12 protein-coding genes are annotated in these 18,016 nt (G+C 72.0%); 4 read left to right on the top strand and 8 right to left on the bottom strand.

What is annotated here, in order from left to right:
* Positions 1-232: 232 nt before the first annotated feature.
* Positions 233-1,237 carry a 2-hydroxyacid dehydrogenase gene (locus tag HYQ63_RS29810; protein ID WP_179936936.1) on the bottom strand — a complete coding sequence of 335 codons (1,005 nt, stop codon included), beginning with the start codon at positions 1,235-1,237 and terminating at the stop codon, positions 233-235.
* Between the two features lie 73 nt (positions 1,238-1,310).
* On the opposite strand from HYQ63_RS29810, the gene HYQ63_RS29805 reads away from it, so the two are divergent.
* The 3 genes from HYQ63_RS29805 (at position 1,311) to HYQ63_RS29795 (ending at position 4,025) form a co-directional block, all read left to right on the top strand.
* A complete protein-coding gene (locus HYQ63_RS29805) occupies positions 1,311-2,309 on the top strand; it encodes an aldo/keto reductase (protein ID WP_179936935.1) in 999 nt (332 codons plus the stop codon).
* Between the two features lie 117 nt (positions 2,310-2,426).
* Positions 2,427-3,623 (top strand): sorbosone dehydrogenase family protein, encoded by a 1,197-nt coding sequence (locus HYQ63_RS29800; RefSeq protein ID WP_179936934.1) that lies wholly within the window; start codon positions 2,427-2,429, stop codon positions 3,621-3,623.
* A 189-nt stretch (positions 3,624-3,812) separates the two neighbouring features.
* Positions 3,813-4,025, top strand: a complete 213-nt coding sequence (locus HYQ63_RS29795) for a DUF6191 domain-containing protein (protein WP_179931905.1) — start codon at positions 3,813-3,815, stop codon at positions 4,023-4,025.
* Positions 4,026-4,053: 28 nt separating this feature from the next.
* Here HYQ63_RS29795 and HYQ63_RS29790 read toward each other — a convergent pair whose 3' ends face one another.
* From HYQ63_RS29790 to HYQ63_RS29765, 6 genes are all read right to left on the bottom strand, one after another.
* Complete coding sequence (locus HYQ63_RS29790) at positions 4,054-6,285, bottom strand: efflux RND transporter permease subunit (RefSeq protein ID WP_179936933.1); 2,232 nt, start codon at positions 6,283-6,285, stop codon at positions 4,054-4,056.
* A gap of 147 nt (positions 6,286-6,432) precedes the next feature.
* Positions 6,433-8,550, bottom strand: coding sequence for a phosphocholine-specific phospholipase C (locus HYQ63_RS29785; RefSeq protein WP_179936932.1), 2,118 nt, complete (start codon positions 8,548-8,550; stop codon positions 6,433-6,435).
* Positions 8,551-8,646: 96 nt separating this feature from the next.
* Entirely contained in the window at positions 8,647-10,689 is a 2,043-nt protein-coding gene (locus tag HYQ63_RS29780) for an ABC transporter ATP-binding protein (RefSeq protein WP_179936931.1), read from the bottom strand.
* Positions 10,686-11,597, bottom strand: a complete 912-nt coding sequence (locus HYQ63_RS29775; RefSeq protein WP_179936930.1) for an ABC transporter permease — start codon at positions 11,595-11,597, stop codon at positions 10,686-10,688. Before HYQ63_RS29775 ends, HYQ63_RS29780 begins: the two co-directional genes overlap by 4 nt.
* Positions 11,594-12,544: an ABC transporter permease gene (locus tag HYQ63_RS29770; RefSeq protein WP_179936929.1), complete on the bottom strand. Its 951-nt coding sequence runs from the start codon at positions 12,542-12,544 to the stop codon at positions 11,594-11,596. Before HYQ63_RS29770 ends, HYQ63_RS29775 begins: the two co-directional genes overlap by 4 nt.
* Positions 12,541-14,349, bottom strand: a complete 1,809-nt coding sequence (locus HYQ63_RS29765; RefSeq protein ID WP_179936928.1) for a peptide ABC transporter substrate-binding protein — start codon at positions 14,347-14,349, stop codon at positions 12,541-12,543. The genes HYQ63_RS29770 and HYQ63_RS29765 overlap by 4 nt, the downstream gene beginning before the upstream one ends.
* A 156-nt stretch (positions 14,350-14,505) precedes the next feature.
* On the opposite strand from HYQ63_RS29765, the gene HYQ63_RS29760 reads away from it, so the two are divergent.
* Positions 14,506-15,990 (top strand): M81 family metallopeptidase, encoded by a 1,485-nt coding sequence (locus HYQ63_RS29760; RefSeq protein ID WP_179936927.1) that lies wholly within the window; start codon positions 14,506-14,508, stop codon positions 15,988-15,990.
* Between the two features lie 511 nt (positions 15,991-16,501).
* Here HYQ63_RS29760 and gatB read toward each other — a convergent pair.
* Positions 16,502-18,007 carry an Asp-tRNA(Asn)/Glu-tRNA(Gln) amidotransferase subunit GatB gene (gene gatB, locus HYQ63_RS29755; RefSeq protein WP_179936926.1) on the bottom strand — a complete coding sequence of 502 codons (1,506 nt, stop codon included), beginning with the start codon at positions 18,005-18,007 and terminating at the stop codon, positions 16,502-16,504.
* Positions 18,008-18,016 lie beyond the last annotated feature (9 nt).

Below are 18,016 nucleotides of genomic sequence, written 5' to 3'. Positions count from 1 at the left end.
CTGCGTCGGGTCGTTGGTCCATTGGCCATACATCGCCCGTCGCCCCCCTCGAGTTCCGGTCCATCGCTGACGCCGTCAGGTCATTGGCGCAGCCCCCGCTCGGGACGATACACCAGACTGGTCACTCAGGGACATAGACCATCTACTCACCGTAATCGACTACGGCGTTGTGTATACGGAGTGCATTCAATCGATGCCTGTATGTACTGCCAGGGGCATGTTGCCCCCTCGTCTACCCCGTGGTCATCATGAGATGTTCCAGCGGCTCGCCCGCGGCGAACCGGTGCAGCTGGGCGCGCAACAGCCGCTTGGCGCGGGGCAGGAAGGCCGACGAGGGACCGCCCACATGCGGGGTGATGAGCACTCCTGGAGCGTGCCACAGCGGATGCCCGGCGGGCAGTGGTTCGGGGTCGGTCACATCCAGCGCGGCCCGCAGCCGGCCGCTCTCCACCTCGGCGAGGAGGGCCTTGGTGTCCACCACCGCGCCCCGTGCGACGTTCACCAACAGCGCTCCGTCCTTCATCTTCGCCAGGAAGTCCGCTCCGGCCAGCCCCCGGGTCCGGTCGGTCAGCGGGGTCACCAGGACAACGACATCGGCGTCCGGAAGCAGTTGAGGCAAGGTGTCGATCGGGTGCACCGGACCGCGCTCGGTCGTACGCGGGGAGCGCGCGACGCGCGCCACCCGCTCGCACTCAAAGGGTTCGAGCCGGTCCTCGATCGCGCTGCCGATCGAGCCGTACCCGACGATCAGAACGGACTTGTCGGCGAGCGCCGGACGGAAACCGGGGGTCCACTCCCCGGCGTCCTGGGCGCGGACGAAGTTGGGGATGTCGCGCAGCGAGGCGAGGATCAGGGTCAGGGCCAGCTCGGCGGTGCTCGCGTCGTGCAGCCCCCGGGCATTGCACAGCTGCACATTGGGGACAACACGTGACATGGCGGGCAGTAGGCCGTCTATGCCCGCGGTGAGCGTCTGGATCACCCGCAGGCCCGTCATGGCCTCCAGCGGACGGGCCAGCACCTCGGGGCTCTTCATGTACGGCGCGCAGTAGAAGGCGACGCGCGCGGGGTCGGTGGGGTAGTCGGGGCCGCCGTCCCAGTGGGCGTACTCCAGGTTCTCGGGCAGGCCCTCGATCTCGTCCGGCGCGATGGGCAGCCAGGCGAGGGGGCGGGCCGAGTCGCCGGGCGCGGCATGAGACGAATCGTGGTGCCGGAACGTATCGCTGTCATCTGCACTCATGCCAGGAGGCTATGCGAAGTGAGGCTCTCCGCAGAGGTTAGTTTGGTGCGAGAAACGGGAGGGGTCAGACCAGGTGGAGCGCAGGACAATCGGAGCGGCGGCGCTCGAAGTGGGTGCGATCGGCCTTGGGTGCATGCCCATGAGCTGGGCGTACACCGCTTCGCAGCGCAACGGCGAGCACTCGCTGCGCGCCGTGCACACCGCGCTCGACGCGGGCGTGAACCTGCTCGACACCGCCGACATGTACGGACCCTTCACCAATGAACTGCTGGTGGGCCGGGTGCTCAAGGAGCGGCGCGCGGACGCCTTCGTGTCCACCAAGTGCGGACTGCTGGTCGGTGAGCAGCACATCGTGGCCAACGGGCGGCCCGGCTATGTGAAGCGGGCGTGCGACGCCTCGCTGCGGCGGCTCCAGACCGATGTGATCGATCTCTACCAGCTGCACCGGGCCGACCCCGAGGTGCCGATAGAGGAGACCTGGGGCGCGATGGCGGAGCTGGTCGCGGCGGGAAAGGTGCGGGCGCTGGGGCTGTGCGCGGTAGGGGCGCGGGCCCAGCGGCGGGCCGGTGCCCGGATGCACGACGCGACGGTGCGCCAGCTGGAGCGGGTGCAGCAGGTCTTCCCGGTGAGCTGCGTACAGGCGGAGCTGTCGGTGTGGTCGCCCGAGGCGCTGGAGGCGCTGGTGCCGTGGTGCGCCTCGCGCGGGGTGGGCTTCCTGGCGGCGATGCCGCTGGGCAACGGCTTCCTGAGCGGGACGCTCACGCCGGGGCAGGGGTTCGAGCCGGAGGACATGCGGGCCCGGCACCCGCGCTTCACGGCGGAGATGATGGCGGCGAACCAGCCCATCGTGGCCGGGCTGCGGCGGGTGGCGCGGCGGCACGGGGAGTCGGTGACGGCGGCTCAGGTGGCGCTGGCGTGGCTGCTGGCCCAGGGACCGCACGTGGTGCCGGTGCCGGGGACCAAACGGGAGGACTGGGCGGCGGAGAACGCCGCGGCGGCGGCGGTGATGCTGACGGCCGAGGACCTGGCCGAGATAGCCACGCTGCCGCCCGCCCGGGGGTCGTGGGACTGAAGGTGCCGTGGGGGCGCGTGGGCCCTGGTTCCGGGAAGGGAACCCGCCGCGAGGCTGCGGTGTATAAGAATCAGTGCCGTGCCGCGGCACACGTGCCCCACCGAGAGGAACCCGACCGTGCGACGTCCTCGCCTCACCCCTGTCCTCGCCGCCCCCGCTCTCGCCGCCACTGCCGCCCTGCTGCTGCTCACCGGCTGCTCGACCGGCGACGGCCGGTCCCCCTTCGAGGAGTCGAGTTCGCCCCCGCCCGGGAAGGAGGGGTCCAAGGGCGGCTCCCCGTCGTCGGCCGCACCCTCGGCGAGTGAATCGGCGGCACCGAAGAAGGGGTCGGCCAAGGTGGTGAGCACGCTCACCACCAAGCTGAAATCGCCCTGGGGGCTGGCCCCGCTGCCGGGTGGGGACCTGCTGGTGTCCTCCCGGGACACCGGGAAGATCTTCAAGGTCTCGGCGGACTCGGGGAAGAAGACCGAGCTGGGGTCCGTGCCCGGCGTCTCCCCCGCGGGCGAGGGCGGGCTGCTGGGGCTGGCGGTCTCCTCCGACTTCGGCACGGACCACATGGTGTACGCGTACTTCACCACCGACTCGGACAACCGCATCGTGCGGATGGTCTACGACGACAAGCGCCCCGCGGGCGATCAGCTGGGCGCCCCGGACACGATCTTCAAGGGCATCCCCAAGGGCACGATCCACAACGGCGGCCGGATCGCCTTCGGCCCCGACAAGATGCTGTACGCGGGCACGGGCGAGAGCGGTGAGCGGGGGCTCGCCCAGGACATGGACTCGTTCGGCGGCAAGATCCTGCGGATGACCCCGGACGGTGAACCGGTGCACGGCAATCCGTCGGCCGATTCGGTCGTCTACTCCTACGGCCACCGCAATGTGCAGGGGCTGGCCTGGGACACCCAGAAGCGGCTGTGGGCATCGGAATTCGGCCAGGACACCTGGGACGAGCTGAATCTGATCCGGCCGGGCAAGAATTACGGCTGGCCGGAGGCGGAGGGCAAGGCCGGGGAGAAGGGGTTCATCGATCCGGTCGACCAGTGGAAGCCCGAGGACGCTTCGCCGAGCGGTATCGCGTTCGCCAAGGGCTCCATCTGGATGGCGGGGCTGCGCGGTGAGCGGCTGTGGCGGATTCCGCTGCGGGGCACCAAGCCGGTGGCCGAGCCACAGGCGTTCCTCACCGAAAAGTACGGGCGGCTGCGCACCGTGGTCGCCACGGACGACGGTGGGCTGTGGGTGATCACGAGCAATACGGACGGGCGGGGTGAGCCGGGCAAGGACGATGACCGGATCCTGCGGCTGGACATCAGCTGACGCGGGCGGTTCCGGCCCCTTTTCGGGCGGTCTGCTTACACTGGCCCAAGGGGGTGTCTTGCCGATCAGGCCGGATCAGCGAGCGGCGTCTGGTGCGGTACATCGCAACCCGCGTGAGGAGAGCGCAGCGGCGCTGCGCGCGACGAGCGCGGGGCCGCGAGGTGCCGTGCCAGGCGTCGGGAGCCCGGCATGATCGGCAAGACACCCCCTCATCCCACACCTACGGGGGTCGCCATGTTCAACCTCATCGAGGAGTTGTTCGCGCCCGGTCGCAAGCACACCGAAGAGGAGCGCAACCGGCTGGAGTTCACGCTGGAGGACGTCGGCAACAGCGACCCCCCGTGGAAGGGTCCGATAGACCTCGACTCCGGCCATGTGGTGATCCGCCCCCGCGAGGGCTGACGGCGCCGACCACCCCGGAAGGCGTGCCTTACGGCACGGGCGTGCGGGCCTTGTCGTCCTCGGGCGCGCGCGGCCTGGGCACGGGCAGGGGCCGCTGGTCCGGGTCCGGATCCGGCGCCTCGATGCTGATGCGCGGCAGCATCCGCTCCAGCCAGCCCGGCAGCCACCAGTTGGCGCCGCCGAGCAGATGCATCAGGGCGGGTACCAGCAGCGTGCGGAGGACGAAGGCGTCCAGGGCGACCGCGGCCGCCAGCCCGATGCCGAACATGGCGATGATCCGGTCGCCGCTGAGCACGAACGCCGAGAAGACGGCGATCATGATGACGGCCGCGGAGTTGATGACCCGGCTGGTCTCGGCGAGGCCCACCCGGACCGCGAGCCGGTTGTCGCGGGTGTGTTGCCACTCCTCGTACATCCGGCTGACCAGGAACACCTGATAGTCCATGGAGAGCCCGAAGAGCACCGACACCATGATCACCGGCAGGAAGGGCTCGATCGGGCCCGCCCTGCCGAGCCCCAGCGGTTCGCTCCCCCAGCCCCACTGGAAGACCGCGACCACGACACCGAAGGACGCAGCGACGGCGGCCACATTCATGACCGCCGCCTTGACCGGGATGCCGATGCTGCGGAACGCGAGCAGCAACAGCACACAGCCGAGTGCCACCACCACCCCCACGAACAGCGGCAGCTTGGAGACGATCAACGCCGCGAAGTCGTCGTAGCCCGCGGTCAGCCCGCCGACGTACACCCGCAGCGAGGTGCCCTCCTCGGCCTTCGGCAGGACGTCGGTGCGCAGCCGCTCGACGAGCCCCGAGGTGTCGGGCGACTGCGGAGCGGTGGTGGGCACGACCGTGATCACGCCGGTGTCGCCCCCGCCGCCGAGGTCCGCGGCGCTCACCGAGGCGACGCCCTCGGTGGTGCGCAGGGTGGTGGTCAGCCGGGTGAGGGCCATCCGGTCCTCGGCGCCGTCGATGCTGCCGATGAGCGTCAGCGGCCCGTTGAAGCCGGGCCCGAACCCCTCGGCGAGCAGGTCGTACGCCTGCCGGGTGGTCGAGGTCTCGGGGTTGTTGCCCTGGTCGGAGGTGCCGAGCCGGAGCGAGAGGGTGGGCAGGGCGAGGCCCAGCATGACGGCGACGGCGATCGCGCCCAGCGCCTTGGGGTGGCGTTCCACGAAGGACGCCCAGCGGGTGGCGAGGCCGGGCACCGTCCTGGTCCGCGGCCCGTCCTCGGCCAGCCGTCGGCGTTCGCGGCGGTTCAGGGCCCGCATCCCCATCAGCCCGAGCAGCGCGGGCAGCAGGGTGATGGAGGCGGCGACGGTGAGCGCGACCGTCAGCGCGGCGGCGACCGCGACGCCGTTCAGGAAGCTCAGCCGCAGCACCAGCATGCCGAGCAGGGCCAGGCACACGGTCGCGCCCGCAAAGATCACCGCGCGGCCCGAGGTGGTCACCGCGCGCTGTGCGGCCTCGGCGACCGGCAGCCCCTGCCGCAGCCCCCGGCGGTGCCGGGTGACGATGAACAGGGCGTAGTCGATGCCGACGCCGAGCCCGATCAGCATGCCGAGCATGGGCGCGAAGTCGGCGACGTTCATGGCGTGGCCGAGCAGCCCGATCGCCGCGTACGCGGTGCCGACACCGACGAGCGCGGTGGCGATCGGCAGCAGGGTCGCCGCGAGCGAGCCGAAGGCGAGGAAGAGCACGACGGCGGCCACGGCGACGCCGATGGCCTCGCTGAGATGGGCGGGCCCGGCCGTCTCGGTGAGCCCGGCGCCCGCGCCGCCCATCTCGATCTCCAGCCCGGGGACGGCGGCCGAGCGGGCGGTGTCCAGGACCCGGCGCACCTCGTCCTCGCCCAGGTCGGCGGCGGGTTCGCGGAAGACGACGGTGGCGTAGGCGGTGTGCTGGTCGGCGCTGATGCGGCTGGTGTCGTCGGTGCCGTACGGGCCCGTGACGGAGCCGACGCCGGGCAGTTCGGCGACGCGCCCCAGCGCCGCCGTCATCCGCCGCTCGACGTCCGCGGAGCGCACGGTTCCGGCCTGGTCGGCGGTGTGCCACACGATGGTGTCGGTGTCCCCGGCCCGGTCCGGGAACCGCTGCTCCAGCAGGCGCGAGACCGTGGAGGATTCGGTGCCGGGGATGTCGTAGTCGTTGGAGTACGCGGATCCGGTCACGGCCGCCGCGGTCGCTACCCCCGCGAAGGCGGCCAGCCAGAGCACGATCACGACGGCGCTGCGCCTGATACACCATCGTGCGAGTGCGGCCATGGCTGCTTTCCGGTCTGTGCACCAAGTGCGGCGTGATGTGCTTGTGACCAAAGCACTGTGTCAGCCGGAAAAGATCCTTTGTCCCCTTTGTGGGCTTCCCCACATGCGGAGTGAGTGCCTCCGATCGCCGTCGGGTCAGTCGCCGACTCAGCCGCTGACCGAAGGGCGCCCGTTCTCGATGTGCCCGGTCAGGCGGCGGTGGAAGGAGGCGTCGCCCTCGGCAGACAGCACCAGGTCGTACCAGCCGCGGCCCTCCTTCGCCGAGAACTCCACGGCCCGCGTCGAGCCCGCCCGCACGCTCACCGTCCGCTGCCGCGCGTCCGCGTCCGCCACATAGGCGCGCGGGCGCACGGTGACCTCGATCGCGCGCTCCCCCTTGTTGGTGATGGTGAGCGTCAGCTGCCGACGACGGCCGTCGATGCCGCCGCGCACCCGCAGCCCCGCCGCGGCGCCATCGGCCGTGCCCCGGAACTCGCGGCGGAAGCCGTTCGGCCCGGTGACGACGAAGTCATACTCCCCGTCCCGCACCGGAACGTCCCAGGTGGACAGGGTCCCGGGCGCCAGGTCGCGGTGCTGGGGCGCCTCGTACTCGCCCGCGTACGGGAAGAGGATGGCGTGCGCGCTGCGCACCCCGGCGTTGGCGAGCGCCAGCCGCATCACCCCCGCCCGCGGCTCGAACACGCCGGACACCTCCGGCTGATACGGCAGCGGGCGGGCCGGACGCGTGCCCTCCTCCTGCCGCGGCATCCGCTGGTCGGCGGGCGGCCGCGGCGTCCAGTGCGCGCGGTCCGCCGGGGGCGGCCCCGGGTGGCGCAGGGGCTGCGGGGCGGCGGCGCTGCCGAAGGCGAAGGCGCCGGTCAGATCGCCGCACACGGTCCGGCGCCAGGCGGAGATGTTCGGCACCTCGATGCCCAGCCACTTCTCCAGGAAGCGGTTGGCGGAGGTGTGGTCGAACAGCTCGGAGCAGACGTAGCCGCCGACCGTCCAGGGCGAGATCACCAGCATCGGCACCCGCATCCCCAGGCCCAGCGGCCGCCCCTGCCACCACTCCTCGGTCACGTCGGCGGGCGGGTTGGGCGGCACCACGTGGTCGAAGAAGCCGTCGTTCTCGTCGTAGGTGAGGAAGACCGCGGTCTTGCGCCACACCTCGGGGTGGGCGGCGAGCGCGTCCAGCACCGCGTACGTCACGGTGGCGCTGTGCGCGGGGGTGGAGACGTCGGGGTGCTCGGAGTCCAGCGGGGAGGGCACCAGGTACGACACCGAGGGCAGCCGCCCGGCCGCCACGTCGGCGCGGAACGCCTCCTCGAAGCGGCCCTCCGGGGCCCGGCGCAAGCCCCGCTCGAACAGCCGCCGTTCGTCGTCCGTCAACTGGTCCAGGCCCGCTTCCAGCCCGTCGAGGAGCCGTCGCCGCTCGGCGCCGGACGCCTCCCGCACCTTGGTGTAGAACGCGTTCGTGCTGGTGAAGCCCAGCCCGGCCAGCGCCTTGCGGGCCACGGCCTTGAACGGCCGGTAGAACTCGATGTTGTTGTCCTGGAAGTTGTCCCACTCCTGGTAGACCTTCCAGCTCACCCCGGCCCGCTCCAGCACCTCGGGGGTGGTGGTCCAGTCGTAGCCGGGGTGGCTGTCCTCCTCGTACGCGTCGTTGCCGACCGCGCGCCCGCCGCCCGGCCCCGGCTCGTAGCCGGTGGTGCCGCTGACCCAGTAGTTCCGGTTGGGGCTGGTGGAGGAGTGGATGGCGGAGTGGTACGCGTCGCAGATGGTGAACGTGTCCGCCAGTTCGTAGTGGAACGGGATGTCCGCACGGTCGAAGTGGACCATGGTGGCCGGGGACTTGGCGGCGATCCAGTTGTCCATCCAGCCGCCGTGCCACGCCTTCGCCCCGCCGTCCCACGAGTGGTCGAGCTGGCCCACGAACCGCAGGTCCTCGCGCTGCGCCTCGGCCGCCTCACGCGCCCCGAACGGCAGGACGTGGCCGCCGCCCGGCTTCGGCTGCGCGAACACGCTCTGCCCGCCGGGCAGGGTGACGGCGCCCGGGTCGGCGTAGCCGCGGACGCCCCGGAGCGTGCCGAAGTAGTGGTCGAAGGAACGGTTCTCCTGCATCAGCAGGACCACATGCTCGATGGCGTCGAGACCGCCGGGCGGCGGGGCCGGGTGTGCGGCGAGGACGGCCTGGAGCGACGGCGGCAGCAGCGAACCCGCCGCGGCCGCGCCCGTCGCCCCGGCACCGAGTGCGACCAGCTTCCGGCGTGCGATGTCCGATGCCACCTGTGCCTCCCCTGTCCGTGTGCGTCCGCCGGGGAAGCTAACAAGGGCAGGTGGCCGGTGAACATCCGCGGCATGACGGCGGCATGGCAGCCCGGCTCAGACGGCCCCCGGGGCCAGGGGAAAGTGGCAGGCCACCGTGTGCCCCGGAGCGGCCGGTTCGGCGGGCAGCGGCTCCTCGCGCGCGCAGATGTCCCGGGCGTGCGGGCAGCGGGTGCGGAACCGGCAGCCGGAGGGCGGATCGGCGGCCGACGGCGTCTCCCCACCGAGCGGCGCCGCCGACGGCCGTACGCCCGGATCGGCATGTTCCGCCGTGTCCAGCAGACCCCGGGTGTACGGGTGGAGGGGCGAGGCGAACACGGTCGCGGCGGGTCCGGTTTCCACCAGCTTGCCCAGGTACATCACGCCGACCCGGTCCGCGAGATACCGGACCACGGCGAGGTCGTGCGAGATGAACAGATACGCCACCCCCTTCTCGCGCTGGAGCTCCCGCATCAGGTTGAGGATCTGCGCCTGTACGGAGACGTCCAGCGCGGAGACCGGTTCGTCCGCCACGACGAGCGAGGGCGACAGCGCGAGCGCCCGGGCCAGCCCGAGCCGCTGGCGCTGGCCGCCGGAGAACTCGTGCGGATAGCGGTCCACCGCACCGCGCGGCAGCCCCACGTCGTCCAGCAGCCGCGCGATCCGCGCGCGCTGCCCGGCACGGTCCCCGATGCCCTGGATGACCAGCGGCTCGCGCAGGATCGCCGCCACCCGCATCCGCGGGTCCATCGAGGCGTACGAGTCCTGGAACATCAGCTGCACCTGGCGGCGGTGCGCCTTGCGGGCGCGGCGGTCCAGCGTGGCGGGGTCGCGCTCGCCGAAGCGGATGGAGCCCGCGGTCGGGGGTTCCATGCCGACGACGAGCCTGCCGAGCGTGGACTTCCCGCAGCCGGACTCCCCCACGATCCCGAACGTCTCCCCGCGCCGCACGGAGAGCGAGACCCCGGCCACCGCGCTCACCGCCGCGCCCCCGCGGCGGGCGAACGGGCCGCCGCGCAGGGGGTAGTCCTTGGTCAGGCCGGTGAGCCGCAGCAGGACGTCATCGCTACGGGCCGGGGCAGGGGCCGGGGCGGCCGGGACCACCTCGGCGACGGGGTCGGCATCCGGCGGTACGGGATGAAAGCAGGCGAAGGCGTGCGCGTCGCGGGACGCCCCCTCAGCCGTCGAGAGCGGCGGCTCCTCCGCCTCGCACCGCTCGCCCGCGAACCCGCACCGAGGTGCGAAGGGGCAGCCCGCGGGGCGGGCCGCCGACGACGGCGGGAGGCCCGGGATCGTGGCCAGGGGCTGGGACGCGTCGGCGGCGCGTTCCGGGAGGGCGGCGAACAGCGCCTGGGTGTAGCGGTGGCGCGGGGCCGCGAACAGGGCGCGGACACCGGCCCGTTCCACGGTCCTGCCCGCGTACATCACCGCCACCCGGTCCACCCGCCGGGCGATCACCCCGAGGTCGTGGGTGACCAGGATCAGCGCCATGCCCAGTCGCGCCCGCAACTCGTCGATCAGCTCCAGGATCTGGGCCTGCGTGGTGACGTCCAGCGCCGTCGTCGGCTCATCCGCGATCAGCAGCGCGGGTTCGCAGATCAGCGCCATGGCGAGGGCGACCCGCTGCCGCATGCCGCCGCTGAGCTGGTGCGGATAGCTCCGCAGCCGCTCCCCCGGCTTCGGCAGGCCCACCAGCCGCAGCATCTCCTCGGCCCGCCGCCACGCCTCCGCCTTCCCCACGCCCTTGTGCAGCAGCAGCGGTTCGGCGACCTGGGCGCCGATGGCCATGGTGGGATTGAGGGAGGTCAGCGGGTCCTGGAAGACCATGCCGATGGTGTTGCCGCGTACGCCCCGCAGCACCGGTTCGGGCGCGCTCGCCAGGACCGTACCGGCGAAGGCGACGGAGCCGCCGGTGATGCGGGCTCCGCCCGGCAGCAGCCCCAGCACGCTCAGCGCGGTCATCGTCTTGCCGCAGCCGGACTCGCCGACGAGGCCCAGCGCCTCGCCCGGGGCGAGGTCCAGGGACACCCCGTCGAGGGCGTGCACGGCGCGGCGGCGGTCGCCGTCACGGGCCGGGATCTCGACGTGGAGGTCGTCGATGCGCAGCAGGGAATCGGTCATCGGCGGTTCCTCCGGATCCTCTGGAGCCTCTGGAGCCGCACGTCGAAGGCGTCCCGCAGGCCGTCCCCGAGGAAGGTGAACGCGGCGACGACAAGCACGATCGCGATACCGGGCGGGAAGATCAGCCACCAGTAACCGACCTGGGTGTAGGTGATGCCGGTGCTGAGCATGGAGCCCCAGTCGGCGGCGGGCGGCGGGATGGACAGGCCGAGGAACGACAGATAGGCGACGTACAGGATCGCGTCGGCGATCTGGAACGTGGCGTTGACGATCACCGTGCCGATGGCGTTCGGCACGATGTGCCGGAAGACGGCCCGGGCACCGCCACCGCCCATGAGCCGCATGGCGTGGATGTAGTCGCGGCTGCGCAGCGCCAGCGCCTCGCCGCGGATGAGGCGGGCCGGGGACAGCCAGGCGACGGAGGCGATGATCAGGATCAGCACGGGTTTGCTCGGGGTGACGATCGTGGCCACGACGACCAGCAGGAACAGCGCCGGAATGGCGAGCGCGGCATCCGTGATCCGCATCATCGCGGCGTCCAGCCAGCCGCCGAAGTAGCCCGCGACCGCGCCGTACACGGTGCCGATGAGGGTGGCCAGCAGCCCCGCAGCGAGGCCGACCTCCAGGGAGGTCTGGCCGCCGGTCATCAGCCGGCCCAGCATGTCGTAGCCGAGGTCGGTGGTGCCGAGCGGGTGGCCGGGGCTGCCGGGCGGGAGGTTGGCCCGGCCGAGGTCGGTGTGCACCTGGTCGGTGGGGCGGATCAGCGGGCCGAGGAAGCAGAAGGCCATGAGCGCCACCAGCACCACCGCGCCCGCCAGGGCCAGTTTGTCGCGGGTGAAGACGGCCAGCGCGCGGCGGCCGGTGCCGGGGGTGGCGGCCGTGGGGCTCACGGACCCCGCGGCGGTCACGGGACGCTCCTGATCCGGGGGTCGAGGACGGCGTACGCGACGTCCGTGATCAGCGAGCCGAGGACGGTGGCGACGCCGACGAGGAGCGTCACCCCGAGCAGCACCGGGAAGTCCGAGCCCTGGGCCGCGTTCCAGAACAGCAGCCCCATCCCCGGGTAGTTGAACATCGACTCCACGACGAGCGCCCCGCTGAGCAGCGTCGGGAGGTAGAGGCCGAGGAGGCTCGCGAGCGGGATGAGCGCGTTGCGCAGCACGTGCCGGGCCATGATCCGGGCGTTGGACTGGCCCTTGGCGCGCGCGGTGCGGACGTAGTCCTCGCTCAGGTTGTCCAGCACCGCCGAGCGCGTGTAGCGGCTGAAGGCGGCGACGATGCCGAGCGCCAGGGTGACCACCGGCAGCACCAGGGCGAGCGGGTCGGACAGGATGCCGCCGACCGTGTCCGCCTGCGGTGCCTCGGCCGGGAAGAGCTGGAGCCGCTGGCTGAAGACGAGGATGAGGACGAGGCCGAGGAAGAAGACCGGCGTGGCGTACGCGAGGAAGGCGACCCCGGTGAGCAGGTAGTCGGCGATCCGGCCGCGGCGTACGGCCTGGAGGATGCCGAGCGGAACGGCGAGGACGGCCGCGAGCGCGATCGACAGCCCGGTCAGCACCAGGGTCTTGGGGAGCCGGTCGGCCAGCAGGGCGGTGACGGTCTGGTTGAGCTTGTACGACTCGCCGAGGTCGCCCGTGAGCAGGCGGCGCAGGTAGTGGACGTACTGGAGGGGCAGCGAGCGGTCGTAGCCCTGCTGGTGGTTGAAGTGTTCGACGGCCTGCGGGGTGGCCTTCGGGCCGAGGATCGCGCGGGCCGGGCCGCCGGGGAGCTGGTGCAGCAGCACGAAGACGATGACGGAGACGAGGAGCAGGACGATGGCGGCCTGTGCGGTCCGGGTGGCCAGGAAGCGGATCATCCGCGGCCCGCTCTCTTCTTGTCCGCCTTGACGAAGTACCAGTCCTGGGGCGCGAGGGTGAGCGTCGGGTTCTGGTCGATGCCGCGCAGGTCGTTGCGGATGACGGAGACCTGGTAGGCGGGGTTGGGGGTCCACAGGACGGGGACCTGCCGGGCGACGTACTCCCCGTAGCGCCGCATGGCGGCCGGATCACCGGAGTACTCGGTGGCCTTGATCAGCTCATCGGCGCGCGGATCGGACCAGTTGCCCATGTTGGAGGGGGCGCCGGTGGCGAAGAGCTGTTCCCCGCTGGGGGCGGGCTGGAAGTACCAGCTGCCCGCCGTGCCGAAGAACCCCAGCTCCCACGCCGAGCACAGCGGCTCGGTCCGCTGACAGGGGACGGTCGTGCCGAGGACGGTGTTGAGCGGCTGCTGCCGGATGTCGAGCGTGATCCCGGCCCGGTCGTACGAGGACTTGATCTCCTGCATCTGGTTGGACGTCTCGGTCGAGCCGGACTGGGAGAGCAGCGAGAGCTTCAGCCGCTGCCCCTCCCCGATCCCCTGGCCGCAGGCGTCCGGCCCCGTCCCGGGCCGTACGCACCGCAGCACGCCGCCGCGCTCGCGCCACCCGTGCGCGGCCAGCAGCCGCCGCGCCCGGGCAGGGTCGTACGGATACGGCTCGCGGGCGAGCAGCCCGGCCGGGATCGGACCGCGGGTGGGGGCGGCGGTGCCGTGCCAGACGACCCGGGCGATGGAGCGCTGGTCGATCAGGTACTGGAGGGCCTGGCGCAGATAGGTCTGACGCAGCATCGGGCCCGTGATGGGGTGGTTGAGGTTGAGGACGATGTAGGTGATCGCCCAGCCCTCCCAGGGATCGACGCGATAGCCCCGCTCCTTGAACCGCCCGGCCTGGGCCATGACCGAGGGCGGGATGTAGCCGTAGTCGACGCCGCCGGAGCGCAGCACGTTGAATTCGGAGTCGGCGGTGGTGAAGGGCTTGAAGATGACGCGGTCGAGGTGGGGCTTGTCCGGGCCGGTGTAACGCCGGTTGGGGACCAGCGAGACCTGACCGGAGGTACTCCACCGTTCGATCCTCCAGGGTCCGGAAACGGTCTTCCACAGCGGATCGGTGGCGAACGCCGACAGCCGCTTGGCGTGCCCGAGCAGCCGGGCGAAGGTCTTCCGGGGGCTTTCGTTCCGCGGATTCCACGCGTGTCGCGGCAGCGGGACGACGTTCTGGCCGAGCTGGTTGGCGGTGAACCAGGCGGGGTTGTACGCGCGGATCAGCCGGAGCCGGAAGGTGCGGTCGTCGACGGTCTCGAAACGCTTGACGTTGTCGGGCAGGAGGCCGGGCGAGTAGCCGCCCCACTCCTTCTTGTTGCCCTTGATCAGATCGAACCAGAACCTGACGTCCCCCGTGGTCACGGGCCTTCCGTCGGACCAGGTGTACCCCTTCTTCAGGGTGACGGTCACCGTCGTGTCGCCGTCGCCGTCGCCGTAGCGGGGCGGCTCGGCGAGGTTGCGCGGGTTGTCCATGGTGAGCTTCCCGCCCTTGCGCACCGGTTGGTACAGCGGCGGATACAGCAGGTTCTGGAGGGCGCCGTTGTACGAGGCCAGATAGCCGGGGGCGCCGATCGGGAAGATCCAGTTGGGTCCGGCGGCGGGCGGCAGCGCCATGGTCGCCGTACCGCCCTCGACCCTGGTCCCACCGGTCGCGCCCACGTCCGTGACCCGCCCGGAACCGGCCGAACAGCCGCCGGTCAGCAGGGCCGCGAGCAGCCCGGCGAGGAGGGTGCGTAAGCGTCTTCGCGTTTCGGACCGACCCATGCTGCCTCCGCGTACGGACGCCGGTGAAACCACATCAAGGCTCTGTTACGTCTGGTACGGGAACCCACGGATGGTAACCACGGAAGGCCCGTTGTGACACCGTCTTCATTCGGCCAACGCATAAGGTGAGCGCGGACCGACCGGAAGCGAGGCAGCATGGCACCCACCACCCCCCGAGGCCGTCGCCTGCGGATCGGCATCGGCGGCATGCACATCGAATCCAGCACCTTCAGCCCCCACCGCGCCGCCTACGACGACTTCCGGGTCACCCGCGGCGGCGACCTGCTGGACCGCTACGGCTGGACCCGTCCGGACGGCGACCTGGGCGAGGTCGTCGAATGGGTGCCCCTGGTGCACGCCGTCTCGCTCCCGGGCGGGCCCGTCGACCCCGCGACGTACGCCCGCCTCAAGGCCGAACTCACCGACCGGATCCGGGCGGCCGGTCCCCTCGACGGGCTGGTGTACGACATCCACGGCGCGATGAGCGTCGTCGGCATGGAGGACGCCGAGGGCGATCTCACCGACGCCGTACGGGAGGCCATCGGGCCCGACGCGCTGATCTCCGCCGCCATGGATCTGCACGGCAACGTCTCACGCCGCTTCGCCGACCGCCTCGACCTGCTCACCGCCCACCGCCTCGCCCCGCACGAGGACGCCTGGGAGACGCGCGAACGCGCCGCCCGCAAACTCGTCGAACGCCTCGTCTCCGGCAAGGGCCGCCCCCACATCGCCTGGGTGCAGATCCCGGTGCTGCTGCCCGGCGAGAAGACCAGCACCCGCCTGGAGCCCGCCACCTCGCTCTACGGACGGCTGGCCGCCGTCGAGGCGCTGGACGGGGTCGTGGACGCGGCCATCTGGGTCGGCTACGCCTGGGCCGACGAACCGCGCTGCCGGGCCACCGTGGTCGTCACCGGCGACGATCCCGCGCTCGTCGTCGAACAGGCGCGGTCGCTGGCCCGCGAGTACTGGGAGGTGCGGCGCGACTTCGCCTTCGTCGGCCCCACCGGCAGCGCCGACGCATGCATCGCCGACGCCCTCGCCTCGCCCGACCGCCCCTTCCTCATCAGCGACTCCGGCGACAACCCCACCGCGGGCGGGGCCGGTGACCTCGCGTACATGCTGCGCCGCCTGCTCGCCCACGACGACCTGGCCGCCGGTCGTGCCACCGCCCTCCACCCCGGCCTCACCGACCCGGCGGCGGTCGCGCGCTGCCTCGCCGCGGGCGTCGGTGCCACGGTCACGGTTTCGGTCGGCGGGCACTTCAGCGGTGCCGCGGCGCACGGCGGCCCGTACGAGCTGGTCGGCGAGGTGGTCGCGGTGCGCCGGGACGACGAGGTGGGCGGCGACCTCGCGGCGGTGCGGTGCGGCGGGGTCACCGTGATCCTGACCAGCCGCCGCAAGCCGTTCCATCGGCTGGCCGACTTCGGGGAGCTGGATCCGCGGACGTACGACCTGGTGGTGGTGAAGATCGGCTACCTGGAGCCGGAGCTGTACGAGATGGCGGCGGACTGGCGCCTCGCGCTGACCCCCGGTGGGGTGGACCAGGACCTGCTGCGGCTGGGGCACCGGCGGGTGGTGCGGCCGCTGTACCCGTTCGACGAGGAGATGCCGGAACCGGACCTGACCCCGGTACTGCTGTAGCCCGGGGCCTGCGGCGGCTCGTTCCCCACCCCGCCCCTTCCCGAACCCGGGGCTCCGCCCCGGCCCCCGTTGCGGGGGCTCCGCCCCCTGCACCCCCGCCGGGGCTCCGCCCCAGGCCCCCGCTCCTCAAACGCCGGAGGGGCTGGGGGTGGGACATCTCCGCCCCCGCGGCCACTCCCCCGGAGGGGCTGGGAAGTGAGGGCCCATCCGCCCTGGCCCGGCTCCCCCGCCAGGGCCGAAGGTGAGGCGCTGCATGCGCCCCAGGTTGTGGGCAGTCGTTCCGCAGGGCGGAACGGGTGGGCACAACCCGGCCACCGGGCCGCACCCGGCGACGAAACCCGAGGGCCCCGGCGCAGCCCGCACCCGGCAGCGACACCCAAGGACCCGCCGCGCAGCCCGCACCCACCCACCGAGCCGCACCCGGCAACGAGACCCAAGGGCCCCGCACACGCGACGGCGGCGGGGTGCGAGCCGCGCACCCCGCCGCCGACCGCATCCAGCGGAAAGCGCCTCAGCCCTCGACGCCCAGCTTCTCCAGGATCAGCTCGCGCACGCGCGCCGCATCGGCCTGGCCACGCGTGGCCTTCATGACGGCACCGACAAGGGCACCGGCCGCCGCGACCTTGCCGCCGCGGATCTTGTCGGCGATGGCGGCATTCGCGGCAATCGCCTCGTCCACGGCCGTCCCCAGCGCACCCTCGTCCGAGACGACCTTCAGGCCGCGGGCGGCCACGACCTCGTCCGGGCCGCCTTCACCCGCCAGCACGCCCTCGATGGTCTGGCGGGCCAGCTTGTCGTTGAGGGAACCCTCGTCGACCAGGGCGCAGACCCGGGCGACCTGGACCGGGGTGATGGGGAGGGCGGCAGGCTCGACGCCCTCCTCGTTGGCGCGGCGGGCCAGCTCGCCCATCCACCACTTGCGCGCCGACGCGGCGTCCGCGCCCGCGTCGATGGTCGCGGTGATCAGCTCAATCGCACCCGCGTTGAGGACGGACTGCATCTCGTGCTGCGAGATGCCCCACTCCTCCCGCAGCCGGGTGCGCCGCACCCGCGGCAGCTCCGGAAGCGTGGCCCGCAGTTCCTCGACCCACTCGCGCGAGGGCGCGACGGGCACGAGGTCCGGCTCGGGGAAGTACCGGTAGTCCTCGGCCTCCTCCTTGACCCGGCCGGACGTCGTGGAGCCGTCCTCCTCGTGGAAATGACGGGTCTCCTGGACGATCGTCCCGCCGCCGCCCAGCACCGCGGCGTGGCGCTGGATCTCGAAGCGGGCGGCGCGCTCGACGGACCGCAGCGAGTTGACGTTCTTCGTCTCGGAGCGGGTGCCGAACTTGTCGGCGCCGTGCGGCCGCAGCGACAGGTTCACGTCGCACCGCATCTGGCCCATCTCCATGCGCGCGTCGGAGACCCCGAGCGCCTTGATCAGCTCGCGCAGCTCGGCGACGTACGCCCGGGCGACCTCGGGGGCCTTCTCCCCGGCTCCGACGATCGGCTTGGTGACGATCTCGATGAGCGGGATCCCGGCCCGGTTGTAGTCCAGGAGGGAGTGCGAGGCGCCGTGGATGCGGCCCGTCGCGCCGCCCACGTGGGTGGACTTGCCGGTGTCCTCCTCCATGTGGGCGCGCTCGATCTCGACGCGGAAGATCTCGCCGTCGACCTCGACGTCCAGGTAGCCGTTGAAGGCGATCGGCTCGTCGTACTGCGAGGTCTGGAAGTTCTTCGGCATGTCCGGATAGAAGTAGTTCTTCCGGGCGAAGCGGCACCATTCGGCGATCTCGCAGTTCAGCGCGAGACCGATCTTGATGGCGGACTCGACGCCGGTCGCGTTGACGACGGGCAGCGAGCCGGGCAGGCCGAGGCAGGTGGGGCAGGTCTGCGAGTTGGCATCGGCGCCCAGCGACGTCGAACACCCGCAGAACATCTTGGTCTTGGTGCCGAGTTCGACGTGGACCTCGAGCCCCATCACGGGCTCGTAGGCGGCCAGGGCGTCCTCGTACGACACCAGTTCAGTGACGGTCACGGAAAACTA

This window comes from Streptomyces sp. Rer75 (assembly GCF_013414305.1).
In the GTDB taxonomy this organism is placed as follows: domain Bacteria; phylum Actinomycetota; class Actinomycetes; order Streptomycetales; family Streptomycetaceae; genus Streptomyces; species Streptomyces himastatinicus.
The sequence above is the reverse complement of the archived record's forward strand: the minus strand, read 5'-3'. Positions and strand labels throughout refer to the sequence as shown.